General features: G+C 64.0%; 23 protein-coding genes. 12 read left to right on the top strand and 11 right to left on the bottom strand.

Annotated elements, in window-relative coordinates; all coding sequences use genetic code 11:
• The first annotated feature begins 231 nt into the window (after window positions 1-231).
• The 4 genes from ACIHAO_RS24495 to ACIHAO_RS24480 are packed head-to-tail and all read left to right on the top strand — an operon-like array spanning window position 232 to window position 3237.
• Entirely contained in the window at window positions 232-597 is a 366-nt protein-coding gene (locus tag ACIHAO_RS24495; protein WP_396561436.1) for a hypothetical protein, read from the top strand.
• On the top strand, window positions 594-2087 hold the full coding sequence (locus ACIHAO_RS24490) for a caspase domain-containing protein (protein WP_396561434.1): 1494 nt from the start codon (window positions 594-596) through the stop codon (window positions 2085-2087). The genes ACIHAO_RS24495 and ACIHAO_RS24490 overlap by 4 nt, the downstream gene beginning before the upstream one ends.
• A gap of 54 nt (window positions 2088-2141) precedes the next feature.
• Window positions 2142-3110 carry a DUF5937 family protein gene (locus tag ACIHAO_RS24485; protein ID WP_396561432.1) on the top strand — a complete coding sequence of 323 codons (969 nt, stop codon included), beginning with the start codon at window positions 2142-2144 and terminating at the stop codon, window positions 3108-3110.
• The gene (locus tag ACIHAO_RS24480) at window positions 3013-3237 is read left to right on the top strand and encodes a winged helix-turn-helix domain-containing protein (protein ID WP_396561430.1); all 225 of its coding nucleotides are present in this window, start codon (window positions 3013-3015) and stop codon (window positions 3235-3237) included. Before ACIHAO_RS24485 ends, ACIHAO_RS24480 begins: the two co-directional genes overlap by 98 nt.
• Before the next feature lie 311 nt (window positions 3238-3548).
• Here ACIHAO_RS24480 and ACIHAO_RS24475 read toward each other — a convergent pair whose 3' ends face one another.
• On the bottom strand, window positions 3549-3968 hold the full coding sequence (locus tag ACIHAO_RS24475; protein ID WP_396561428.1) for an Lsr2 family protein: 420 nt from the start codon (window positions 3966-3968) through the stop codon (window positions 3549-3551).
• 337 nt (window positions 3969-4305) lie between these two features.
• On the opposite strand from ACIHAO_RS24475, the gene ACIHAO_RS24470 reads away from it, so the two are divergent.
• Window positions 4306-6255, top strand: a complete 1950-nt coding sequence (locus ACIHAO_RS24470; protein ID WP_396561426.1) for a tetratricopeptide repeat protein — start codon at window positions 4306-4308, stop codon at window positions 6253-6255.
• Window positions 6256-7076: 821 nt separating this feature from the next.
• Here ACIHAO_RS24470 and ACIHAO_RS24465 read toward each other — a convergent pair.
• Window positions 7077-7688 carry a hypothetical protein gene (locus ACIHAO_RS24465; protein WP_396561424.1) on the bottom strand — a complete coding sequence of 204 codons (612 nt, stop codon included), beginning with the start codon at window positions 7686-7688 and terminating at the stop codon, window positions 7077-7079.
• A 497-nt stretch (window positions 7689-8185) separates the two neighbouring features.
• A complete protein-coding gene (locus ACIHAO_RS24460; RefSeq protein ID WP_396561422.1) occupies window positions 8186-8761 on the bottom strand; it encodes a hypothetical protein in 576 nt (191 codons plus the stop codon).
• Between the two features lie 609 nt (window positions 8762-9370).
• Here ACIHAO_RS24460 and ACIHAO_RS24455 point away from each other — a divergent pair.
• From ACIHAO_RS24455 to ACIHAO_RS24435, 5 genes are read left to right on the top strand one after another with little or no spacing between them, the layout of a single operon-like run.
• Window positions 9371-9844 carry a YbaB/EbfC family nucleoid-associated protein gene (locus ACIHAO_RS24455; RefSeq protein WP_396561420.1) on the top strand — a complete coding sequence of 158 codons (474 nt, stop codon included), beginning with the start codon at window positions 9371-9373 and terminating at the stop codon, window positions 9842-9844.
• Window positions 9841-10152, top strand: a complete 312-nt coding sequence (locus ACIHAO_RS24450) for a hypothetical protein (protein ID WP_396561418.1) — start codon at window positions 9841-9843, stop codon at window positions 10150-10152. The genes ACIHAO_RS24455 and ACIHAO_RS24450 overlap by 4 nt, the downstream gene beginning before the upstream one ends.
• The gene (locus ACIHAO_RS24445) at window positions 10149-10532 is read left to right on the top strand and encodes a hypothetical protein (protein WP_396561416.1); all 384 of its coding nucleotides are present in this window, start codon (window positions 10149-10151) and stop codon (window positions 10530-10532) included. The genes ACIHAO_RS24450 and ACIHAO_RS24445 overlap by 4 nt, the downstream gene beginning before the upstream one ends.
• Window positions 10529-11260 (top strand): hypothetical protein, encoded by a 732-nt coding sequence (locus ACIHAO_RS24440; RefSeq protein ID WP_396561414.1) that lies wholly within the window; start codon window positions 10529-10531, stop codon window positions 11258-11260. The genes ACIHAO_RS24445 and ACIHAO_RS24440 overlap by 4 nt, the downstream gene beginning before the upstream one ends.
• On the top strand, window positions 11257-11856 hold the full coding sequence (locus ACIHAO_RS24435; RefSeq protein ID WP_396561412.1) for a DUF3558 domain-containing protein: 600 nt from the start codon (window positions 11257-11259) through the stop codon (window positions 11854-11856). Before ACIHAO_RS24440 ends, ACIHAO_RS24435 begins: the two co-directional genes overlap by 4 nt.
• A 182-nt stretch (window positions 11857-12038) precedes the next feature.
• Here the strand turns inward: ACIHAO_RS24435 and ACIHAO_RS24430 are convergent, their stop codons facing one another.
• Entirely contained in the window at window positions 12039-12698 is a 660-nt protein-coding gene (locus ACIHAO_RS24430; protein WP_396561410.1) for a hypothetical protein, read from the bottom strand.
• Between the two features lie 762 nt (window positions 12699-13460).
• On the opposite strand from ACIHAO_RS24430, the gene ACIHAO_RS24425 reads away from it, so the two are divergent.
• Complete coding sequence (locus ACIHAO_RS24425; protein WP_396561408.1) at window positions 13461-14213, top strand: hypothetical protein; 753 nt, start codon at window positions 13461-13463, stop codon at window positions 14211-14213.
• Here ACIHAO_RS24425 and ACIHAO_RS24420 read toward each other — a convergent pair.
• Window positions 14203-14739: a hypothetical protein gene (locus ACIHAO_RS24420; RefSeq protein WP_396561406.1), complete on the bottom strand. Its 537-nt coding sequence runs from the start codon at window positions 14737-14739 to the stop codon at window positions 14203-14205. The two genes, ACIHAO_RS24425 and ACIHAO_RS24420, sit on opposite strands and share 11 nt — an antisense overlap.
• Window positions 14740-15285: 546 nt before the next feature.
• Between ACIHAO_RS24420 and ACIHAO_RS24415 the strand changes: the two genes are divergently transcribed.
• Window positions 15286-15444, top strand: coding sequence for a hypothetical protein (locus ACIHAO_RS24415; protein ID WP_396561404.1), 159 nt, complete (start codon window positions 15286-15288; stop codon window positions 15442-15444).
• 124 nt (window positions 15445-15568) lie between these two features.
• Here ACIHAO_RS24415 and ACIHAO_RS24410 read toward each other — a convergent pair whose 3' ends face one another.
• The 6 genes from ACIHAO_RS24410 to ACIHAO_RS24385 all read right to left on the bottom strand — a co-directional run bounded on the left by ACIHAO_RS24410 (window position 15569) and on the right by ACIHAO_RS24385 (window position 24001).
• Window positions 15569-16783 carry an McrC family protein gene (locus tag ACIHAO_RS24410; RefSeq protein WP_396561402.1) on the bottom strand — a complete coding sequence of 405 codons (1215 nt, stop codon included), beginning with the start codon at window positions 16781-16783 and terminating at the stop codon, window positions 15569-15571.
• On the bottom strand, window positions 16761-18875 hold the full coding sequence (locus tag ACIHAO_RS24405; RefSeq protein WP_396561400.1) for an McrB family protein: 2115 nt from the start codon (window positions 18873-18875) through the stop codon (window positions 16761-16763). Before ACIHAO_RS24405 ends, ACIHAO_RS24410 begins: the two co-directional genes overlap by 23 nt.
• 343 nt (window positions 18876-19218) lie before the next feature.
• Window positions 19219-20715: an EAL domain-containing protein gene (locus ACIHAO_RS24400; RefSeq protein ID WP_396561398.1), complete on the bottom strand. Its 1497-nt coding sequence runs from the start codon at window positions 20713-20715 to the stop codon at window positions 19219-19221.
• 26 nt (window positions 20716-20741) lie between these two features.
• A complete protein-coding gene (locus tag ACIHAO_RS24395; RefSeq protein ID WP_396561396.1) occupies window positions 20742-21299 on the bottom strand; it encodes an RNA polymerase sigma factor in 558 nt (185 codons plus the stop codon).
• The gene (locus ACIHAO_RS24390; RefSeq protein WP_396561394.1) at window positions 21296-21544 is read right to left on the bottom strand and encodes a hypothetical protein; all 249 of its coding nucleotides are present in this window, start codon (window positions 21542-21544) and stop codon (window positions 21296-21298) included. Before ACIHAO_RS24390 ends, ACIHAO_RS24395 begins: the two co-directional genes overlap by 4 nt.
• 153 nt (window positions 21545-21697) lie before the next feature.
• Window positions 21698-24001 (bottom strand): tetratricopeptide repeat protein, encoded by a 2304-nt coding sequence (locus tag ACIHAO_RS24385; RefSeq protein WP_396561392.1) that lies wholly within the window; start codon window positions 23999-24001, stop codon window positions 21698-21700.
• Window positions 24002-24054: the final 53 nt, after the last annotated feature.

The raw sequence follows: 24054 nt of genomic DNA, 5'->3' as shown, positions 1-24054 counted from the left end.
GCAAGAGTAGGGACGAGGCCCTAGGAGAAACCGGTTTGAGCCACGGCGAGTCCGGCGACGGGCGTGGATGGGGGCTGATCCTCGACGCCGAAGATGCCCACTCCCACCGATGCTCGGCGCTGTACGAAGCCGCGCCGGCGAGCCGCTTCACTCCACTAAGCCAGCTCACTTAAGGCGAGACGCGCTACCCTCCGGAGTTGACTGGAAACGCACTGCGGCGGGAGTTCGACGATGGAGCAGGCGGCGGAGATCACGATTCTCGACGGAGTTCAGCTCGACACCGAACGGCGGTTCCTCCATGACTGGTTCCGGACTGCTCCCGGTTTCCGCGGATCGGTACGCACACCGGCGCCGCCTCCGGAGCCGGGAAAGCTCGGTGGCGTCTCCGACGTGCTGGTCGTGGTCTTCGGGGCCGGCGGAACCGCCACGTTGTTCGTCAAGCTCATGGCGGACTGGCTCGTCGCCCGTCGCCCCAAGCTGCGCATCAAGGTCACCGGTCCCGACGGCCGGACCGTCGAGGTCGAAACAGAGAACCTGACCGGAGATCAGCTCGCCGACGTGGTGTCGACGGTCGTGCACCCCGAAGACAGGGCATGAGCGTCCCACATGCCGCCGCGTCCTCGGCTGTGCTGGTCGGGAGTAGCCGCTTCGCCGACCACGAGCTTCTCAACGTGCCCTCGATCCGCACGAACATTCACGACCTCGCCTTCGAGCTCTCGCTCGAAGGGCACGGTTTCCTGGCCTCGAGCAGGATCACGTCGGTGATCGACAAGGAACTGGCCGAGGTCGGCGGCGCGGTGCGGCAGGCCTGTGCCACCGCGACCGATCTCCTCGTCGTGTACTACGCGGGCCACGGCCACCTCGATCACGCTGGCGAGCTGTACTTGAGCCTGCCTGGGACGTCACCGGATCTCCTGGCCTGGACGGCCATGCCGTGTGCGGCGTTGCTCGCGGAGATCGACGCTTCGCCCGCACGGCAACGGATCCTGATCCTGGACTGCTGCTACGCGGGCCGCGCGGCGCTCGGAAGGGAACCTCAGGAAGACCTCATTCAGCAACTGCCCGAACCGGAACGGACCTTTGTGCTCGCCGCGACACCAGCCCACACCCGTGCCGACGCACCCGTCGGTGCCCGGTACACCGCCTTCACCGGCGAGCTGATCGAGCTGCTACGTCACGGCGCGCCCGGAGGCCCTGACCTCCTCGACGCGGAGTACGTCTGCAACCGGCTGCAGACCCGGCTCACCCGTCGTGGACTGCCGGCGCCCTGCCGCAAGGCGACCGGCGGCATCCGGCCGGTCCTGATCGGGCGGAACCCCGCCGTCGGTACCTTCGTGCCGGAAGAACCACAGTCAAGCGTCGAAGACCACGTGGAGCGCGGGACCCCGGTCCCGCCGGCCCGGACAGAGAGGCTGTCATGGGTTCCTGATCCCGCGGGAGACGTAGTCCGGCGGCTGGACTCGATCGTGGAACAGGCACATGCCGCGGACGGGATGGGCGGAGCCGGCCGCCCGGAACGCGCATCCGCGCTCCTCGAAGATCTGATCGCCGACGCTTCCCTGCTCGTGGCCGAGAACGACCACCACGTCGTTCAGTTGAAAATCAAGCGGGCCGGATGGCTGAGGCGAGCAGGCGCAATAGACGACTGCCTCGAGGTGTGCGAAGACGTCCTGTCCGGATACGACGAACTGGATCTCGACAACCGGTGGACACGGGCCGTGGTCATCGACTACGCCCACGTCCTCGGCGAGTCCGGGGACATCACCAAGGCGAACGAGTACGTCGACCTGGTCACAGCCGAGACTGGTGGCCTCGTCAACGACTACGACCTCGAGCCGGTCGTTGAACTTCGCCTGGCACGGATCGAGTGGGAACGCTGCGGTGGCGACCTGGAGCAGGCGGCCCGATTAGCCGCCGACCTTCTGGGCTATATGAGGGTCCGCAACGGCTTCTCCGGCGAGCTGACCTGGCAGGTCGAGAGGGTCTACACGAAACTGATCAAGAAGATCGGCCAGCGCCGCGGGCTAAGGCTTCGGCTGCGTGCGGCGCGCACCACGGCAGGCACCATCCTCAAAGACAACTGGTGACCCTGCTCCACACAGCCCCGGGCGCTGGCACGCATTCCGAGGCGTAGCGAGGAAGTGACTGGACTGCATCGCGCCGGGCGCCTCGCCGATGATGATCACTGTGGCGAGCTCTCGAACCGGCATTACGCGCACGATGAGAGCCCGGGTTCCGCATTGATGTTTCGTCGGCGACGGAGTGCCCTGCTGAAGGTCACCGTGGCGGACACTCCGGCTCCGCTGATGGAACTGGTCCTTGCGCTGATGACGTTGCAGCGCCGCGACCATCGCCACGTCTTCGGTGGCTGGCGAAGACGGACGGCACGTGGTCTGCCCGTGCGGGCCGAGCCGCTACTGCAGTTGTTGTCTCCGACCGGTATCGGACCGCTGTTCCTCGACCCGCCGAGTGCCGGGCTGGAGGATGGCTTGTCTCAGGTTCTCGCTACCGACCGAGCGGTCGTCGAGGCGGAGTTACGACGGATCTGTGCGGTCGACCGGCCGCGGACCGCCTGGATTCGGCAGCTTGCCGCACAGGATCGCCACGCCTGGCGCATTCTCGAGCACGCCGTAAGGGAAGCGCATAGGCATATTTTGGCCGCGGAGTGGCCACGGCTCCAGGTCGCCTTCTACGCCGAAGCCGCCTGGCGCGCGCATTTCCTTGCCCGGCATGGACTCGAGCGCACCTTCACCAGTCTGTCCGCTGGGTTGCGGTGGCGTGACATGAGCCTGGAGATCGATTCGGCCGACGTCGACAGGGAAGTGACGTTGCGCGGCGAAGGCGTGGTGCTCCTGCCGTCACTGCTGTGGGCTGGCCGGGTTCTAGTGGCGCCGCAGCCTGCAGGACCGGCGCTGGTCATTTACCCCGGCCGTCACGCCGCTTCCCTTGCACGATGCCGACACGGTCGGCGATCCTCTCGCAGCACTGCTGGGCGGCACGCGAGCGGACATCTTGCGTGCTTTGACGAAGCCGCACACCACGACCGAACTCGCGCGCACTCTGCACGTCTCCGTGCCCGCGGCATCGATGCAAGCCAGGACTCTGCGTGACGCCCGGCTGATCACCACCCATCGCGACGGCAAAGCCGTCCTGCATTGGTGCACGCCACTCGGCGTCGATTTGATCGCCACTCCAGCAGCCGAGCCCATGAATCACCGCGGCGCGGTCGCGGGGTAGATAACGCAACCGGTCGGTGCGGAGTCGCTGTATGGCTTCGCGTTGGCCCGACGAGAGATCCGGAAGCCTCGACGAGGGTTGCTGGTCGGAGGTGGCCGGGCCGCCGTTCCCGCGTCAGAACTGGTTCGCTGGGCGGCGGCAGTGGGGCCATCTGCGGCCATAGGGGCATGCCGTGCGCGCCACGTCCAAGAGAGAGCCGAATCTGTCCGATGCTATATGCACGGCGCGTCAATTTTTGCAACGGTTTGTGCGCCCTTGAGGCTTTGTCCGGGTGAATCGGAGAAGGGACGTCAAGGGCGCGACCGCGTGGTTCAGGACTTCTTGCGAGGTGCACGCTTGCGCTTGACGGGGGCCTGTTCGGCGACGGGTTCGGCGGGGGCCGACTCGGCGTTGTCGAACGCTTCGTAGATCTCGTTGGGAATGCGGCCGCGTTCGGCGATCGCGTAGCCGTTGGCCGACGCCCAGGCGCGGACCTGCTGGTTGCGTTCGCGGTCGGTGGGCTTCGCCGTACCACCGGCCACGGTGGACTGTCCGGTTGCGACCTTCACCTTGCGTCCGCCGACTCGCCTGCTGGCGTCGATGAAGCGCTCGAGCTCTTCGCGCAGGGCGCCGGCGTTGTCATCGGAGAGATCGATCTCGTAGGTGACGCCGTCGAGCGCGAAGGGCACGGTCTGGGTGGCTTCGCCACCGTCGATGTCGTCGACGATCTGGACGGATACCTTTTGTGCCATCGAAAGTGCCTTCCGCTAGGTCATGCCGCGCCATCTCGGATTGGCGCAGTGTCAATAATCCTAGGCGTACGAAGTGTCCGGCATGGTGACGGCATCGGTACGGTGTTGCGCGGCGTCAGGCGGCAACCGTTGAGTAGCTTCCTGGTTCCGTGAGCAGACTGCGGCAGATTACGTCGTTGATCACGCTGGGCTCGTCTTCGATGTCGAGGAACGCGTCTCCGCCTGCAGTTCCAAGTCGTTGGCGGAAATATGCGCCGTGCAGATTACGGACGTGTCCGAGGAACCGTCGGCGCTGGTTCCCGCATCGGCCCCGCAGGTTGGCGGTAGAAAGTAGTGCATGGTGGAGTCGAACAACGAGATCGGTGGAGAAGTCCCTGGCTTCGCGCTACAAGCGCGGAATGTCTACGTCGCCGGGGCGGTGCCTACCGCGTTGGCCGGACTTCCGCCAGCCAACGCGGACTTCACCGGCCGGACGGCGGATCTCGCCCGGATAGCGGATGTTCTGCGGCCGTCGCCGGAAGGCGCCCCGGTCGTAGTGTCTTCGGTAGCCGGCCTCGCTGGGGTCGGCAAGACCACGCTCGCGGTCAAGTCGGCACACGATGCCGTCAGCGCAGGGTGGTTCCCTGGAGGTGTGCTGTTCGTCGACATGCAGGGCTACTCGGCGGGCAACCGGCTCGATCCCGGTGAGGCGTTGTCGATGCTCCTGCAGGCTCTCGGTGTTGCGGGCGAGCACATCCCACCTGCGTTGTCGGCGCGTGAGGTGCTATACCGGTCCCAGCTCGCGGGGCGGAAGGCCCGGGTGCTCGTCCTGGTGGACAACGCGTCGTCTGCCGACCAGGTTCGGCCGCTGGTGCCGAGTTCCCCTCACCGTGTACTGGTGACCAGCAGGCACACGCTCGGTGACCTGCACGGGGCCAGAAAGGTCGATCTCGACGTCCTGCCCGGGACGGAAGCGGTGGCGATGCTGGACACGGCCGTGCGCACGGCGAATCCGGCGGACCTCCGGGTCATGGAGGAACCCGAAGCGGCCGGCGAGGTCGCCGAATTCTGTGGCTATCTGCCGCTGGCGTTGAGCATTGTCGCCGCGATCCTGGTCAGCGACCCGGACCAGCCGATCAGTGAGATGGCGGCAGCGCTGAGGTCCTCGACCACTCGACTCAACGAACTCAGCTATGACCGCGATCTCGCTGTGCACGCAGCGTTCGAGTTGTCATACGCCCGCCTGGAGCGCGACGACGCTCGACTGTTCCGCCTATTGTCGCTGAACCGGGGGCCGCAGATCAGTGTCGAAGCTGCGGCTGCATTGGCCGATCTGGCGCAACGGGACACCGCGAAGATACTGGGTAGGTTGCGCAGAGCGCACATGATCGAGCAGGGCGAGCCTCGCGGCTGGTTCCGGTTCCACGACTTGCTACGGCTCTACGCGGAGCACTGTGCGGCCGTCGACGAGTCCGGCGATGCGTGCGAGGCCGCTGTGGTCCGCCTACTGGACTACTACGTTGACGCCATGCGGTTGGTCGACGAGGAACTCGTGCCGTCGCCCGAGGCCCTTCCGGAGGCCCGCGCCTGGTTCCGGGCGGAACGGACGAATGTTGTTGACGCCATCACTTTGGCTCACGAGTCAGGTCGATATGAGCAGGTCACGCAGTTGGCTTTTGCGCTCAGCGGGTATCTGCTCTTCCAACGCGACTGGGAGGTTTGGCGCACCGTCTATCAACTCGCGCTCCACGCGGCCCAGCAACTGAAGGATCGACCCGGCGAGGCAACCGCCCTTCTCGGTCTGGGCAGAGCCGCTCGCCACCAGCGCGACTTCGACACAGCCCGCACTCACTACCACACAGCCCTGCTCGTGTACCGCACGCTCGACGACCACCGCGGCGAAGCCCGCGCGCTGCACCACCTCGGCTCGATACTGCGCCTGCAAGGTGACTATGGCACCGCCCGTGTCCACTACGACGACGCGCTCGCTCTCTACCGCAGCCTCGGCAAACGGCACGGTGAAGCCGACATCGCACACAACCTGGGCACAATGGCACGCCGCCAGAAGCACCACGACCAAGCTCGCCCCCACTACCTCGAAGCGTTGGCTATCAGTCGCGAGATCGGCGATCACCGCCGCGAGGCACGCGCTCTGGAACAACTCGGCAAGACAGCTAGGGACCAAGGAGACCTGACGCGAGCCCGCAGTCATTGGCAAGCGGCGATCGTGGCATACGAACGCGCGAACGACCGAGCCTATGCCACAGGGCTGCGCCGACGAATGGCACGTGATCTCCCAGCCGGTTGACGCCTACTTGGACGATGTGGCGCCAGTCGTTGTCGTCGGTGGCGTCCAGGCGGGCACGTCGAGACCGCACTTGATCTACGTTGGCCATCCCGGTCGCCGTGCCCGACACTGGGCTCAGCGTCAAAGTCCAGGTGACGTTCGAGTGTCGCGAAGTAGGAGGGCGCGGCGCACATGGACGAGAAAGAAGGCTGTCGAGTTGAGGCGCCCTCCGAGGGTGACAGCTCTCTAGCCGCTGCCGGAGTGCCTGCCGCGTAACCAGAACTTCGCCGATCCCGCCGGCTCGGACGAGGCCATTCTCGATGAGCCTCCGCATCAGTAGCCCGCTCCGACACGAAGGCCGCAGGGGGCGAGAGATCCCAGATCAGGCTCAAACACACCTCGGCATCGACGTCGGCAGGCCCCAACTGTCGCCAGCCATCGTGACTGCACCACGCGAAGCCGCCCCTGCACATCAACCCGTTACGCGCACTGCCAACGTCCTCTTGTGCCCCCGGGCGGATGTCGTTGCTCCGAAGAGCGTGCGCATCAGCTCAGCTAAGCGATTTCTGGTCTGACTGGACGATGCCACCGCGATCGGCTGGGTTAGTTGGAGGGCGTGGGAGGCGCCGTTGATGAATTCTAAGCCGCTACGAACTCGGCCTCCGCGGACGTCGATGGCCTGCTCGTCCGAATCGGGCCGGTCAACTGGTTGACGTTGCCGCGTGTGTCGTTGGTGCCGATACCTCGGCAGTGGCCTCCAGGAGCTCGGGTGTTCACTGGCCGGAAGACTGCCTCTATCTGCCTGGAAAATACGGACAGATAGAGGCAGTCGAACCGAATTCTTAGGCGTGCGCCTTGGTCAGTCCGACGTTGTTGTCCCAGCCACCCAGATAGGCGCCTTCGGCACCGAAGTCGATGTTGAAGTCATGTGCCGAGTTCAGTGCGCGGTTGGTGACGTGTGCGTATCTGCAGTTGTTGTCGCCGAGAATCGACGACATGTTCGCCTTCCAGTAGGAGTCGGGTTCGACGCGGTAGCCGGCCGAGTCGCACGGTCCTGCGCTTCCGTAGATCGTGGTCATGCTGCCTGCGGCATTGCGGTTGTAGTTCCCGTTCGAGTACCAGTACATCAGGGGAGTGGCCTCGGCGATCGCCGAGATGGCGTGCCCGTCACCCTGGGACGTGAGTCCGGCAGCGGCCGCGGCAGGTGATACCTCGGAGCACGACTTCGCCAGGACGGGCGACACGTCGCCGTTCTGGGCCGGTCCGACCACCCAGGCGCAGTAGCGTCCCGTTGAGTCATCGCTCACGGTGGCCGCCGAAGCGGAGGTGCCGCACAGCGACGCGAACGCAAGCGTCGCCACGCCAACGGTGAACATCTTCGATACGCGCTTCATTTCAACCCTCTCGACATACCTCAATTGGATGCAACCCTCGAAATTGAACGCATAGCGCACCCCTGACAGTTCTTCCACGTTCCGCCGTAGGCGTATGAACATGGTGAAAAAGGAAGAAACCAAGGGCTATTGGTGGTTCAAAGAGCCGAGGAGAAGGCTGTCGTAATTGCGGCAGCTTGAACAGGCTCACTTTTGTTGCTGCTAGCTGAGCTTGAGTATGAGCTGCGGTACGGTTAGAATGCAGACGTGCCTTGCATTGGAAGCCCTCCCCAGTAGAACCGCTTCACGCTAATAATTGCGCTCAATTAACCTTGCCACTAGATCAACATGCGCGAACACCACCGAACGAGTGTGATCGGGGTCACGGGAAACTATTTATCATGTTCTTATGAATGGTGAGTGTTTGTAGCGGATAGCTACGAATTCCTCTAACCTGGATCCGCTGAGCGGAGGTTTCTCGGCGGTGCAGGGATCAAAGGTGTCGAATCGCGACGAGAGGCTGGGCTTCGCGACGGCCTTACCGGTCGTCGACGAGGTGCTTCCTGAGGCGGTAGGAGCTAATGCTGCAGTCTGATCAGGACTTCCTCGAGGATGTCCGGTGCCGACACGACCAGGAAGCCGAGACCTCCCAAGGGGATTGCGTAGGCTGCAACCTGGATGCCTTGGCGCACCGAGCGAATCCCTCGAAAGCCCACGAAGCCGATCGCGACTACCGTCGCGAAAAGCAGGACGCCGATACCTGAGCGGCCGGACTGCCTGACAACGTCAGCGGCCAGCACTCCGACTACCGCCGCGGTCGCCACTGTGCCGCGGATATCGGTTCGCCCGATCGCACTGAGCAGGAACCCGGCGAGCAGGCCGCCGGCGATCGCCAGCGCGCACCACAGCACTGTCGTCGACACGTCGATCTGGTACGGCATGCCCGCATATTTGATGCCGTAAACCAGGGCCTTGCCCCAGTAGAAGGCAAGAACGGCCGCGATCAGCGCTCCAACCGCCCGAATCATCGCGCGTCGACGAGGTGCGCCGGCGGTTACCGCTACAACCAGTACGATCCAGATGGTGAAGCTGTGCGCCAGTGGTCTCAGCAGGTCGCTGTAGTAGGCGTAAGCGCCTACGGCGCCAGATGCCACTCCCGCCAGGATTGCGCCGAGGTCGGAGGCGCGAAAATAGGCCGACCGGGGGGTGCGTGTCGCATCGTCCTCAGTCTCAACCGGCACATTTACCCCCAGCTAGTGCATGTAGCGACGACTTGCGGCCTTCCGCAAGGAGCGACGAGTCGGACACCATCCGTAGTCACCTCTTGGGAAGCATACCGTCATGATCAAAATCTGGACGTGATGCGGCCGTTCGCACGACGCCGCGTCCGCGAGCTGTCCCCATGCCAATGGCGAAGCGGGCGCGCAGCGTTTCGCCGCTGCTCCGGCGAAGGTGGCGAGACCTCGCCGCACGCCTGCATTTCGCTCTTCAGTCGCAAGGTCGCCCGCCGGATATCGGTGGCCGTCCCGGCCACCGGTGAGCCGCACCGGCCACCGTGCCGGATCGGGAGCCCGCGCCCGTCGGTCATGGTGCCGACTTGGGGGTTGCCGACCGTGTGCGCGGAATGACGAGACACGGGTGTGAGGTTCGACTACGCTAGCCGCTCGGCCGGTTACGCTCGTGTGTCGATCACGAGATAACGCGGCCTGGCCGATGGGGCGGCCAGCAGGGGAGATGTCGGGCGACGGGGAGGGCGAGCCGGCGTGTCGTTAAATGTGGCCAAGCTGCGGCAGCAGGCTGGTGAGCTTGATGCTGAACTGGAGCAGGCCCGGTTTACCGGTAGATCGGCTGACGGTATCGCGTCGGCGGTGGTAACTGGTCAGGGCAAGCTGGTGGACTTGACGATCGCGGATCATGTGATCCGGAGTACGCATCCGCAGCGGCTGGGGCCCGCGGTCCTGGAGGCCGTGTCGGCGGCTCGGCGTGAGGCCGCACGAGCCGGTGTTGTCAAGGTGCTTGCGGTGGTGGACAAGGACCAGGAATGGGTTCCCGATCCCGCCCGCGGATCGGCACCTGGACGGCAGGAAGACTCTGTTCCTTCGACTGCTCCCCGAGCCGGCGTGACAGCCGAGCCTCGTGCAGTTCGCCGAGATGCCGAAGAGGTCGAGGAAGAGAGTTTCGATCAGCTCGACTTCTTGGACGACGATCTCGAGGATGAGGGGCGGGATCGCTGGTGAGCTACGAGGACGAGCTGTATCACCTGGCGCGCGAGATCGACGCGACGGTGGCCGCGGTCGAGCAGGCCGCGACGGGTGCGGCGCGGGATCGTGTCACGTGGACGTTGCCGGGTGAGCTGGGGTCGGTGACGGTGACGGGTGCGGGTGAGCTGGTCGATGTGGCGGTGGACGTGGCCGCGATGAAGGCCTACAGCGCGGCGAGCCTGTCTCGTCAGCTGCTGCTGGGCATCCAGCGGGCCGAGGAGACCGCGGCCCAGCGGTATACGGCGGCCATCGCGGCCGTTCGGGATGAGGAGCGGCTGGTATGAGCTTTCCGGATCCGTTCGACCCCGGACCTGGTCAGGGCTATCACGTCTATCCCGAGAAGCTGTGGGCCGCGGCCGACACGATCGCCGAGGCGGCGGGACTGCTGCAGAACTTCGCGATTGTGGACCTGGCGAACGTCGCGCTCGGCCCCTACGACCTCGGTTTGCCGGGGACGGCGACGAACCTGATGCCCGGGCTCAACGGCCTGGGGACGGTGGACCGGTACAACGCGGCCATCAACACGATCCAGCGGATCACGGCCGAGAACTCGACCCAGCTGGCTGTGCTGAGCGCGGCCTTGGGCAAGGCCGCTAACCATTACGAGCAGCTGGATCAGGAAGCGTATGAGCGGATGAAGAAGCTGGAGGGTGAGATCAAGTGACCACCCCCGATCCCGGGCAGGCCGCCGCAGAACTCACCACGATGACCTATCCGGAGGCCGCAGACGCGAAGATCCGGGAGTACGCGGACCTGATCGGCGCGCACGGGATCATCGGGCTGCTCGACAAGCTCCGCGTGTTCGTCGCCGGTGACCTGCAGAAAACGCTGGATCTCGCGGACGTGTTCGCCAGGCAGAACAAGCTGAAGGACGCGGCCGAGAAGGTCAATGATGCCAAGCTGTCGCTCCATGCCGCGTGGCATGGCGATGCGTTCGACCAGTACTCGATGTATTCCGGAATGGTCGTCGACAGCCTGAACAAGGGCCAGGCCTCCGTCACGAGCCTGACCAAAACGGTGAGCACGGTCGCGATTACGGTGATCGACACGTACAAGAACCTGTTGCTCGCGCTCGGGAACTGTGCGGCCAACCTCGCGCAGCTGAGCGGGAAGTTCGCAATCGTTCTCGGGTCCGTGGTCGTCCCGCCGTTGGCGGTGTTGTCGGCTAAGGACTTCGTGGACGCGATCAACTCGGCCTTCGAGAAGTTCTGGCGTGACTGCAACACGCTCCTCGCCAGCATGATCACCAACATCGGGGCGCTGGTCGGGAGCGGTCTCGAGCTGACGGCCATCGAAACCACCTTCCCCAAGATCCCGGATGTCGGCACGAGTGCCGAGGTGGTCGGGGAACCCCGCCGCTGGCGGATCAAACCGGGAGCCGATCCTTCGTGAAGCCACGTCTGTCCCAAAGGCTTGCCATGCTGATCGTCGGCGGGCTGGTGGTGCTGGCCGGCTGCGGCACGAGCCCGCCGCCTCCGCCACCGGAACCGTCGGTGTCGGTCCCGCCGATCCCCGCACAGCTGAACGGCGCCAAGTTCAAGGCGGATCCGTGCACGGCGATCACCGTGGAACAGCTGCAGAGCATCGGCTTCAGTGACAACGGCACCAAGCAACGCGGCAGGGACGGGGAATGCGTTGTCGCGTTCGGCCGGTCGGTCGAGGTGACCGCATCGTGGCATCCGGTGCTGGAGGCCAACATCAGCACGCTGTACCGCGATCACGCTCGGGGCCGCCACAACTCGAAAAACTGGGAAGAAGTCACCATCAACGGCTACCCCGCAGTGATCACGGAAATCGAGGAGAACATCCCGACCAAGAAGGACGAGGGACCTCTGGCGTGCAGGCTGGCTCTCGGCGTTGACGACGCCACACTGGTCTACGTCGGCGCCAACACACGCGGCCGTGCGGAAGCCGGTCCCTGGCGGAACGATCCCTGCGGCGCGGCCAAGAAGATCTCCGAGTTCGTCCTCTACAACCTCCGCAGCTAGGTGCGGTGGCCTGGCTCAGAACCAGGAGGCGGAAGCCAGCCGGGGATGTGCCGCGAAGCTCTCGTGGCTGCTCGTAGATTCCGCGCCGTGAGTGGCTGCCATCATCAGCGTGCTGTCCCGTACGAACGTCTGTACCATCGCGAAAAACGAGTAGCAGGGCAGGTAGTGCATGCCGCGCAGGCTTAGGTCTGCGCGATGGATGGCCAGGTCTGGAGCAGCCATCGCTCGTGTCGATAGTCGAGATCCGGGAAGTCGGCGTTCGCGGTGGGAGTGCTGCTGCGGAACGCGCGTAACTGGAAAGGGCCGGGGACGGGAAGGTCGATGATGACGTCCGCCGGCGAGCCGGTGACGGAGCCGAGGACGACGCGGCCCGTATCCACGGTGAAGGCCCCGTCGAACCGATCTTCGAACGGAGACGTGGGTGGCGCGGGTTCTGCCGTCCAGAGCTCGAAGTCGACCACGACATCCGTCATCTCACCCATGGTGAAGAACTTGCCTCCTCCGTGGCCGCTGACAGCGATGGTCCCGTCTGTCTGCGATGGCAGGTGTGAGGCCCGGGCTTCGGTGGATTCGACGTCGAACAGCATGAACTGGTGGTAGTCGATCCAGGGGCTTCCGGTCTCGCGAAGAAGGAGGACGGGTTCGGTCATTGAGGTCCTTGCTGTGCGTGGGTCGTTGCCAAAGCTTTCCGTGACCTGTCCCCGTTCGGCGGCGATCCGGCGGGCTTCCTCCAGCGACCCGGTCCGAGCAGGCAGCGGCCGTTGTTGCTGCAGGCGCGGCGTCGGTTCGTTGATGCCGGCGAACCCCGCCGACCACGACCACTGCGGAGCCGTCGGTGTCACCGTTGGAGGCAGATGCCGCTCCAGGCGTCACAAGCGACTCAACCACGAAACCCGTCACCGTCAGCGCAAGTAACTACGAAATACGCGTCGTTTCACAACAAGTACTCCCCATAGCTTATGTTCCGATCAGAACGCATGAACATGAAGGGGCAACAAGTTCCCCGGAACTCCCCGACAGTTTCCCCAGGACACTTCTCCTCAGTTCGCCGCCGATGCTAGTGAGAACAGAACAATATGGTCGAGCGCCGTCACCCAGAAGGACGCCCCACGATCAGTAGCTTCTGCCGACGGCGGCTGTTTTCTGAGGCATGCGGATAGACAGATTTTCCGGGAATCGCAGTAATGTGGATCGGATCCACGCTATCTCGTAAAAGTAAGCCGCCGAGTCAGCTATGCCAGCAGGCCTGCGTCGGCGGGGAACCCGGCCGCCGATCGGTGGATTGCCAGCTGCTGCCCATGGTGTTCCCGCTGGCTTGCCCGCTCCAGCTGGCCGACGCGACCTAGGTCCCGAGTGGCGTAGGGCGGTGCGATTCGAATGCTTGGAACACGCTCGGCCAGGCAGGTGAACCGCTGCTTTTTCCCTTGACGGGCGCAGCTGCGATAAGAATACAGTGATCACTGGCGATCGACACCGGGGAGGTGTCAGTGAGCGGGACATTCTTAGATCGCCTGCCCGCATTGACTAGCCATTAATCCGTTTCTTCTTGGGGAATGATGATGCGCAGAAGCGTGAAATCTATAGCAGTCTTAGTCTGCACTTTTTTGACCGTAACACTAGCGAGCGCCACTGCCGCGAATGCCGATACAGTAGGTGAAAGATCTTGCCTGCAAGCCGCCAAGGCGTTAAAACTGCAGGCTCGCACCGACTTTATCTGCTTCGATGGCTTCGCCAACGTGTCCGCAGCAATCGACGGCCAAAAGAAAGAGTTTGTGGTCAACGAGGCGAGTCACGAATACCGCGAAACGACGGGTAAGAATGATCAGGACAGGCAAGCCCTCGTTTCGGAGATCACGAGCAGCAATGAATTGCTCATGGACGACGGCGTCTATGTCGACTCCCCTTATCGCGGGCGTGCGGAGTACACTGCCCACTACGGTCAGTCAAGTGGCGGCCTCCCAAGCTGGTCGACCACCATCTTTGTGCGCCAAATCATCAGCCTTCAGTCGGCGAACCATTGGTACGAGTACTATTGGTCGCAGAACGACAATAGAATGATCGCGATCAGCGCCGTTGTTCAAATGAAGCGCTACATTTACTGGCCGGGCACTGATGTTGTCGCGGACACTGTCCCCCTGGGAAACAGTGTATTTGCAACTAATGACAAGAAGTCCACTTATCTGCAGACCGAGTATTCGGATCGTCAGTTCTTCTACTTCAACATGACAAACGTCAAGGTCAACGACCTGGCTGCTGGGGTAGTATTCAACCTTGGCGGAGATGCTTTCGGTCCGAAATTCGAATGTAAACCACCTGGTGGATGCATCTACCCCAACGGCGAGGAAGCTAAGCCCTGAACTGTCCGGCAATGTTGAAAGTATTCGGCTCGGGTAGCCATGTGGATGACCAATCGACAACTTCAATGGTGATCCATTGTAGATCCATCTCTCGGATGATTTTACTTTCCAGGTCGACAGTAAGAGTTCCCGTAGTTTCAGGTTGATCTATTTTTTCCACTGTCACGACAACAAGCGAATTGCCTGCTTTGTGGGCATTGACGGGTCGCCAGTCGTCAGTGGACCTGCCAAGAATCGGGGCCTTTTCCGGCAATATCGGATAGAGCGGGAAAGGGACGAGGAGGCTCGTCTCGGCAGGACGTGAACTTTGGCTGCCATGCACGGGCACCGTCCACTCGGTGGTCCCGTCATTCACCCGGAGCCCGTGGCTATTTTCCACCCGCCACCGCGCAGGGAAGGGGCGACGCGTAATGGCGACGGCACTGGTGACCTCAGCTCCGGTTTTCTCCCTGTAGACCACAGTTCCGGCGCCGGCAGTTGGCTCATGGTCTAGCAATGCTCCGAACGCTTCACCCAGTGCGCGCACTCTGTCTCCTCATTTTGTTGCTCACTTGTCAGGAACGAGAGTACCGGAAAGGACGTTTGGTTAGCGAACTGGCAGGATGTTGCCACTGCGTACGAGGTGGCAACATCCTGCTTCCTTAGCTATCCAGAAGACGTGGTTGAGCTTGGAGTTTGCCGAAAACTCAGCGGGGCACCACATCTAAGAGGGTGATGGCCTTACTGTCATTATCCGCTCGCTACTTACTATTGTGTCTTAAACTCACTCCGATCTTGAAGGCCGGGTGATCGTGATGGGTAAACGCCGAGCCGGTGCCGCCTATGTGCGGTGGGTCCTTTGACGGAGGTGTCTGCTGCCTGCGCGGCGATCACTTCTGTGTCCAGCGCGCCGTTCACGCGCAGGCGTTCGCCGACGAGTCTGCGTGCACACCAAAGACAGGTGGGCACGGACCCGGTCGCCCTAAGGAACTCCACCCCGGAAACCCTCGTGCCCGCCAGGAGGCACCGCTGCAGCCCGCTGAGACCGCCGGAGACACCCGCTACCGGGCCGTCGAGGGCAGGGAGACTGGCCATGCCGACACCCGATCCGGCACGGCGATCACCGATCCGGGCTCCGCGCTCACCCCCGCCGTTCTCCATGCCGCCCGAGTTGCGGCGTCCACCCGTACCGCCGTTCAACACGGCACAACGTGACCGGCGCTCCTGCATCTTCGGCCTGACCGTCCGCTAGGTCCACCTGGAGAGGGCCGTCGGCTGACAGCACGTGGTCCCGGCACCTTCACCAGATGCCGGGGTCGTCTGCCAGGACCCAAGTCCACGAGGTAAGCCGGCCGTTGAACCGCGGCCCCGTAGGTTTATCGAGAACGGGGTCTCACCTGAGCCCAGGGGCGAGTGGTGAGTTCGTTGATGTGATGTGCGAGTGCGTCGATCTGGCCGAGTAGTTGGTCGAGGTCGACGTTCAGGTCGAGGTGCCGGACGTGGATGCGGATTCCGGCGGTGGGCAGGACGTGGGTTGTGCCGTTACGTGGGCCGTCGGCGTAGATGAGGGTCGCGTCGGGGAGGTTGGCCGCGGTCGCGTAGGCCAGGGTTTGGTAGAGGTGTTGCGCGTCGCCGTGGCCGGTGTCGAGGCGGTATTTGAGTTCGCCGACGAAGCGGCAGTGGCCGTCGATCCAGTGGCTCAAGTCCGGCTGGACGTGCAGTGCTCGCTTGTGGTCGAGGTGAAGTGCCGAGTCAGCGCCTGCCGGGAAGTCGTGTTCGGCCAGGCCGAGCGCCCGCCGCGTGCTTGTGCGGACGAACTTCTCGAATACCTCTGTCATTCTGACGGCGAACCCGGGGACGGTGATCCTTCCTGGGCCGAGCTCGGGCTCGGTGCCGAGGAGAATGAGCCGGGCGAGTTCGACCGCCGGCCTGTAGTGCTCGTTGAGCCGGGTCCATCGGACTACCGGTAACGACCCAAGGTTGCGGGGCACCGGGGTGACCGACTCGAACATGCGCTGTTGCCGGGCGATCGATCGGCGGACCGTGTGTGACTCGACCGGGACCTGCGCGAGCAGGTCGAGTGCTGTGCGCAGCAGCTGGTTCTCGGGGATGTCCTCGTCGTGTGTTTGGTAGGTCACCGCGAGCGGGAGGTCACGTCCGGGTGAGACCCGCAGTTGTTCGGCGAAGTCGATGCGGCCGCGGACGGTGTGGAGCCGTTCTCGATGGTCGCGGTATCCGCGGAGGAGGCCGGTGCGGACGGCCTGGTCGCACATGTGCGTGAAGACCGCTGCCATGGCGTCGGTCAAGGATTCGGCGGTGCCGAGCGCGGCCTCGTGCGTCCACGACGGATCCACGGCATGGGTGATCAGGAACAGCACGCGGGCGATGGGTAGCTTCGGGGCCACGACGATCGCGGTGTCGCCGACGATGACCATGCCGACCCGGTCCTGGGCCCGTACGTTGTACTGTCCGTCGCCGTTGTCGGTGCGTGTGACGAGGCATTTGAACGTCGTGCGCAGGACGGTGACTTCGGCCAGCGTGAGCGGTACGTCGCGCCGCTCACGGTACTCATGAAAGTGGAGTGTCCTCATCGGCGCCGCCTGTCACCTCCTTCCGTAGAGCCGTGAGTGAGAGTTCCTCCAGTTTGTGTGTCCGGCCGTGGAAATGGTCGCGCAGTGTCGGGAGGACGGCGTGGTCCCAGATCAGCTCGAGCCAGGCGTCGTCGATCGGCGTGTCCCGGAAGAAGTGACTCGGGCCGATGGCCGCGTCCGGGTCGGCGATCTTCTCGTTGGCCTTCTCGACAGCGTCGGCGATCCACCGGTACTCGTGCTGATGCTTGTCCAGGTAGCGGCGCAGTACTCCGGCCACGGGTTCGGTGTGGGGAGCGAAGTCCACGAAGTAGAACCGGCGCCGCAGCGCGCTGTCGAGCAGAGCGATCGACCGGTCCGCGGTGTTCATCGTGGCGATCAGCAGCAGGTTGGGCGGCAGGGTGATGGGCTGCTGGCGGTAGATCAGGTGGGCGGTCTGATCGCGGTATTCCAGGAGGAAGTAGAGCTCGCCGAACACGCGGGCGACGTTGGCGCGGTTCAGTTCGTCGATGATCAGGACGTGGTCGTGGTCCGGGTTCTTGCGTGCCTGGTCGGCGATGGTGAGCAGTGGGCCGGGGGTGAGGGTGAAGCCGTTTCCGTCCTGGCGGGGACGGTAGCCCTCGACGAAGTCCTCGTAGGAGTAGGTGGGATGGAACTGCACGAGCCGCACCCGGTCCGCTGAGCCGGCGAGCGACTTCGCGAGTGTGCGGGCAACATGGGTCTTGCCGGTGCCTGGGGTACCTTGGAAGATCACCTGCTTCTTGTCCCTTAGCAGGGCGACGACCTTGTCGAGGAACGCCTCGTCCAGATACAGGTGCTCAGCGACTTCACTCAGCGGGCTGTCAGGCTCCTCGACAGAGACGGGACTGGCCTCGTCACCTGTGGCCGGCGCGGCCGGGAGTTGTGGCGGTACCGCACCGGTGCCGCGGCGCCAGTCGCGGAAAGCGGCGATCTCGTCGTCGGCCCAGGTCTCGGGAGGGTCGTAGGTCATCAACGCCCAGGTGATCGATTGTGCGTCAAGCCGGTCACGCAAGGGGACGCCGTTGCGGCGGAACACGTCTAGGACTTGATCGAGGAAGAGCAGGAACACCTCGTACCGTTCACCATCGGTTGCAGCCGGCTCCGGCTTGGTATAGCCGGTGAGGCGATACGCGCGGTCGATTGCCCGTGCCCGCCACGGGGGATAGCGGATGACATCGTCTGCTCCCAGCAGCACGGATGCCAGGCTGAGCCGCGCACCGGTTCCGTCCGCAGCGGAACGGGGTAGGCCGGCCAGGAAGCGGTCCACCGACTCAGGGCCGGCGTCTACCCAGAGTTCCTCGAGGGCTGTCCACCCGTCCTCGGCAGTGTCGAGCCAGCGGAAAAAGCTGTCGGCGGCACGCCAATCGACCAGATTGTGCCGCCGGAGAAAAGCGAGGTCAGAGGTGGTGCCCGACGCGCGTGCGGCCTGTAACGCCGCGGCACCATCAATTTTGTAGTCACGTTCCTGGCCCGCGAGGTCGATCGACTGGCGTATCCGCTGACCCCACCGGACTAGGGCGTTCCATCGGTCGTTGATTTTCCCCCAGTCCCACACGTAGGGCGACCGGTAAAAATTGACGAACTCGTCAGTGCCCCATCGCCCGTTCGGGGTCAGGCCGTGGGCTATTGACGCGACGCGGAAGGACGCCGGTTCGGAGGCTGGGCCGGCCAGATCGGGCCAGGTTGTCTGGATTTTCTGGCGGTGTTCGCGGCTCACGACCGGGGCGAACACGTCCGGGAAGAGCAGATGTTCCAGGGCGAACCGTTGGATCGCCGCGCTGTTGTCCTCGAGACCGTCCAGAAGCTCAACGAACGCGCGAGGCTCCTCCAGCACGCGGCGACGGTCCGGGATGGACAGTCTCTTGAGTGCCGCGACTGCCTCGATCAGATACGCGTACTGGCGCCACCGGTAGTTGTTGAATCCCTGGCCGGGGTTGATCAGACCGGAGTCGAGCGTGCGGGCGAGATCCTCGGGAACATCGTGGCCGCCGTCGCCGAAACCGAGTACACCGCGGACCAGTTCCAGCTTCTTCTGCCCGCCGATCGCCGAGCTACGTGCGATCAGCAAGTGCACGTACAACAGTTCCGCGGCCAGCCGCACAGCGTCCGGTGGCGACGTCGCGAGCTGCCCGCTCAGCTTGCCGAGGAACGTGCCTGCACCCAGGTCCGGCTGCTGCACGTAGTCCCGGACCAGGATCTCGGCGTTCTCCAGGGTGGAGACATTGTCGTCCTCGAAGAGACTGAGATCGTCGAGCAGGCACCGGTCTCGCCACAGCTGCGCCGCCGCGTAGACCGGTTGAGCGGAGGGGTAAGGAAGCCTCGTCCGGGTCATACCGCCATGAGATCAGAAATGGCGCTCCGCTGCGACCCTGCCAGATTCCGTTCCAGAGCTAGTTCCTGTGCTGCCGCAGGTGCTTTCACCAGCCTCTTCTGGTGTGCCCGGCTCCAGTGGTGTCCCGTGGTTGGGGAAGGTGGTCGAGAGCGCTGCGGTGGCTGGCCGCGTCGGTGACGGCGAGAAGCTGTGCTGATGGTTGCGCTGTCCAAGTGGGTTCGTCGGCGATCTGGTGGGCGTCCTGGGGAGGGAGGCGGCTGGTGGGGGTGAACATCGCGGTTCCGAGGATGATGCGTGTGTCGGCGAGGTCGGTTTCCTCGGCGAGGACTGGGATGTCGAGTTTGCGGGCGGCGTGCAGGAGAAGTTTGAGCGCGGTGTGGCTCGCGGTGTCGTAGTTGCGGTTGCGGAGCAGCTCGAAGGCGGGCTTGGAAAGAGTCACGAGAGACCATGCGGCGCGGGTCAGCGCGTCGGCTGGCGTGTCGTCAACGGCGCGGAGGCTCAGCGCGAGCTGGGCGCCACTGTTGGTGAGCTGGGCGAGTCGTTTGTCGATGTCAGGAATCTGGTTGAGGGCGGCGGCGGGGACGCCGAGCAGGAGCAGGCTCGCGATGCCGCTGTTGTCGATGAGATCGTGCAGGCGGCTGCAGAATCGTTGGCTGCGCACGAGCGGGGCGGGCAGGCTGACGTGGGCGAAAGGTGTCGTTGCGCGGAGTTGCGCGGCCCAGCTCGCCAGCGCGGTGCAGGTATCGGCGACGGTGTTCTCGATCATGACGTGCGCGAGCCCGGTGACACTGGCGAGGTCGCCAAGACCGGCGAGGGATCGGTGTACGCCATCGTCGTCGACCCAGCCTGGGACGGCTTGCACTCCGACGATGCCAGGGGAATCGGTCTGCGAGATGACCTGGTAGCTGACGTTGAGCCGGCCGTCGTCCGCTGCGTCCCAGGCGTTGGGCAGGAGAGTCAGCGGTGACGGCTTGCCCGGATTTGGGGGTAGTTCGTCGATGGGAGTGCGGCGGAGGTGAACGCGGTCGGGAAGCCCGCGGCGGGCTTGCGCGATGAGTTGGGCGGGCGTGGAGACGGGATCTAGCGGTGTCACGCCGATGCTGGCCTCGAGTTCGATGAGCCACCCGGGGACCGGGATCGGTGCCGCGAGCTGCTCGGACAGACTGGTGAGCGTGGCGGCGAGATCAGGGTTCGGGTCGCGAGGGAGCAGCACTGCGAGCAGGTCGGGGCCGTCAGACGTGAGCGTGACATCCCAGAGGTCAGCGAGCGCGGTGGTCACACGGCGGGTGGTGGTCGCTGTGAGCGTGAGTTCAGGTTCTTCAGCGGCGTCGACCAGGTCGCCGCGGTCGTGGAGCCGGATAGCGACCAGAGCCCCATGTGCTTCGCGTGAGGCGGCGAGTGACCCGCCCATGGCCAGGCTGGCGAGGAAACGGGGCGTGAGTCCGCTGCCGATCGGGGGCGGGGCGGCCTGATAGGCCAGGTAGTCGAGTTCCCTGGTAGCGGCCTGAACGGCGTGTATTTCGCGCGGGTTCGGTGGTGCGGTGAAGGCTTGGCTGAGCAGCAGTACAGGATCGTTCCGCATACGCCGAGGTTGGTCGGTGGATGACATCAGGCCTCATTTCCCTGACCAGGAGACGGTGGCGTGGGATGCGGATAGCCACCCCAGTCCCGCATCCGTCGTTGTGCGCGCGCCCGGTACTTGCGGACAGTGTCGGCTTTGACTCCGAGCTGGGTCGCGATTGCAGTGGTGTCTTGCCCGGCTGCGGAGAGGACCAAGGCGATCTGCTCCTGCTTGGGCAGGCGGGGAAGCATCTCGAGTGCGCTGGCAAGATCGAGCCGTTGGTCGGCGGACGCCGGCACGGTCGACCACAGAGGTATGTCGTCGTCGTCAACTGTCGCGGCGGGCTCTCGTCGTCGTTGACGGCGCTGGGTTAGCGCCTTGTTCTTCGCCGCGGTGGTGACCCAGGCGACGCGATCCGCTGTGAGCGCTGGCCAATACCGGAACAGGGAGAGAAGCGCGTCACTGGCCGCGGATTCGTAGTCACCGTCCGGGATGATCGATCGGGCGAGCGCGACGAGACGCGCTCGATGTTCACGCACGATCGCGGTGTAGGCGATGACGTCGTCGGGGGAGTGGGGACGAGGCAGGGGGCCATCACTGCTCACGCCGGCGGAACCCTGTCCGACCGTCGCGTGCGGACCCGGATCTCGATATCAGCCGAACGGATGTGGTAATCCATGTCTTGGCCATCTGCCGTCTCGATGGCCTGGACGACCATTCGCAGGCAGAACAGCCGCGAGGCAGATCTCAGGCACACACGGCCCAGGCCCGACAGAACGCCACGACCTCGGCTGCCCGACAGCGTCGATGCCGTCAAGGCCGCGGCGAACGCTGTGACCACGTAGTACACCGGATCGGCTCCCGATCTTGTTCATCCGCGGGCACCCGGCGTGCCCGCTCTACTGGCTTCACTCCGGGGCCCCTTAAACCGGGACATCAGTTCACCTGATCGGGGAGGATGCGGGCGTCTGCTGTAACGCGCGGTCCGTGGCTGTTCGCTGTCTCAGGGGAGAGCGTCCAGCCAGTTCTTGACGGCGTCTGCGCGGCGGGTATCGCCGCTTTCGTGCAAGGCTGTTAGTGCGCGCTCAGCAGCTAGCTTTGCTTCATTCAAGCGATCCACTTTCGCATACGTCAATGCGAGGTTGTAGAGTGCGGCCCCTTCATTTTGTCGATCTTCGGTTTCGCTGTGGATGGCGGCGGAGGCCTGCAAGCTTTCGATGGCGTCATCAAATCGTTTGAGGTGTACCTGTGTAAGTGCGAGTTCGTGAAGAGCCAAGCCTTCGGTGTGCCGTTCGCCGTTTTTATGGTGAATCTTGGCGGCAGCTCGCAGAGTCGAGACGGCGTCGTCGAGATCATGGAGCTGTATCTGTGTGCGAGCAAGGCTGTTGAGAGTCAGGCCTTCACTGTTTCGGTCACCGGTTTCCCGGTAGATGGCGATGGCCTCCTGTGCGAAAGCGGCTGCATCGCGAAGGTGTCCAGTCATTCGCAAGACGTCTCCAAGTCTCGACAACGACTTGCCTTCGTTGTTTCGATCACCGGTTTCACGGTGGATTGCGATGGCCTCCAGCAACTTATTGACGCCCTCGTCGAACCTTCCCACTTTTCCCAGGGCAACCCCAAGGTTGACGAGAGTCTCTCCTTCTCCGACTCTGTCACCGATCTCACGACAGGTGGCGATTGCGTCTTGCAGGGTGCCGATGGCTTCGTCGAACCGTTGTTGCCCCGCTAGCGCCGCACCTAGGTTGGATAAGGCCACACCCTCGCCCTCTCGATTGTCGGCCTCGCGATAGCGGGTGATAACGTTCCGCAGGAGGGTAATGCCCTCGTCGAATCGACCCATTTCTATGAGCGCGCCGGCAAGGTGGTCCAGTGCGCGCGTGTGCAGCTGCCGTGAGCTAAGTTTTACAGCAGCTGTGGCTTCCTGTTGGCAGACCGCGACCAAGTCGGCGATATGACGTCGCCATGACAGATATGGACGAAGACACTGTACGAACCTGCTGATGTACGCGCCTCGGCCGGATTCAAGGGCCAGAGTCAGGACGCTAAGAAGATTAACGCGTTCGTCGTCAAACCACGCAAGCGCCGCGTCACGGCCGCTGAACGGCGCGGGCTTTGGATCGTCTCGCCGAGCCAGAAGGTGCGCGTTGGCCGCCTCAGCGGTCTTCCCAAGGTATGCGAGCAGCCGATTGAGCGCGGGGTCTCTGTGATCCGGATCAAGGCGGCAGCCCGCGTGTAGGCGGATTAAGTCGTGCATTGACCAACGCCCGTCTTGCTGGCGCAGCAGACTCGCCTGACGCAACGTTCGTAGCCAGGGCATGGCTCGGGCAGGTGAGTGTCCGCACAGTGCGGCGGCAGTGGCGGTTGAGAAGTCTGGGCCAGGATTGAGCGTCAGCAGGAGAAGGAGGTTGGCTGCTTCTGGCTCGCGGATATGGAGACGCCTCCATGACACGTCGAAGCTGCTGGCAAGATTCAGTTCACCGTGCTGGAGCGTGTGTGCCCCTGGGCTGTCGACCGCGGTGAGTTCGGTGACCAGTTCGACGATTCGAAGCTCTGGGTCGTCGGCGAGGATGGAAGCGGCGATTGTCACGGCCAGCGGCAGTGAGCCACATGCTTTTATCAGCTCTTTCACCGGCTCCGGCTCCTGCGTGACACGGCTGTCACCAGGGGATCGTTGGTCGAGGATTTCTGTGAGCAGTTGCAGTCCTTCATTGCCGGCGAGCACGTCGAGATCTAGCCGGTGTGCCGTCGGCAGGTTGAGGACATCGCGAGTGGTGACTATCGCTCGATGCGCAGCCTGTCGCGGTATCAAGTCCGCTACCTGCTTTCCGGCTGCGGCGTTGTCCAGGACCAGCAGCACTCGTTGGCCGCTACTTGCGAGTTTGTCGAGGAGCTGGTGGTACATAGCGGCTTGCTCGTCGACAGTGGCCGGAACTTCGCCACTGGGCACGCCGAGGAGACGTAGCGCAGGCGCGAACACCTGTCTGGGTATGACTTGTTCGTCGTCGGGGCTGTAGCCGCGCAGGTCCACAAACAGGACCCCACCAGGGAACCAGTCTCTGTCGGCCGCGAGAGCAGCGCAATGACGTGCGAGCACGGTCTTACCTATGCCGCCCATCCCGGCCACTGCTGACACCACTACAGCCCGCCTGTCACCGTCAGCGGGTGCCAGCAGCTCCAGCAATCGCTCGACCTGCTCGTGCCGTCCGACGAACAATTCCCGGATGTCGCGGGACGTACCGGCGAGGGTGGTGACAATTGCTGCGGCGCCGATCCTGAAGGCCTGGTGGATGACGAGGTCGCCGTTCACGGTGCCTGTTGCTATGCCGCCGTCTGCGGCTTGTACCTGTGCAGGGCTGGGAA

It is taken from the genome of Amycolatopsis sp. NPDC052450 (assembly GCF_044547565.1).
Lineage (GTDB): Bacteria > Actinomycetota > Actinomycetes > Mycobacteriales > Pseudonocardiaceae > Amycolatopsis.
Note: the sequence above shows the minus strand (reverse complement) of the source record. Positions and strands in the feature narration are given on the sequence as shown.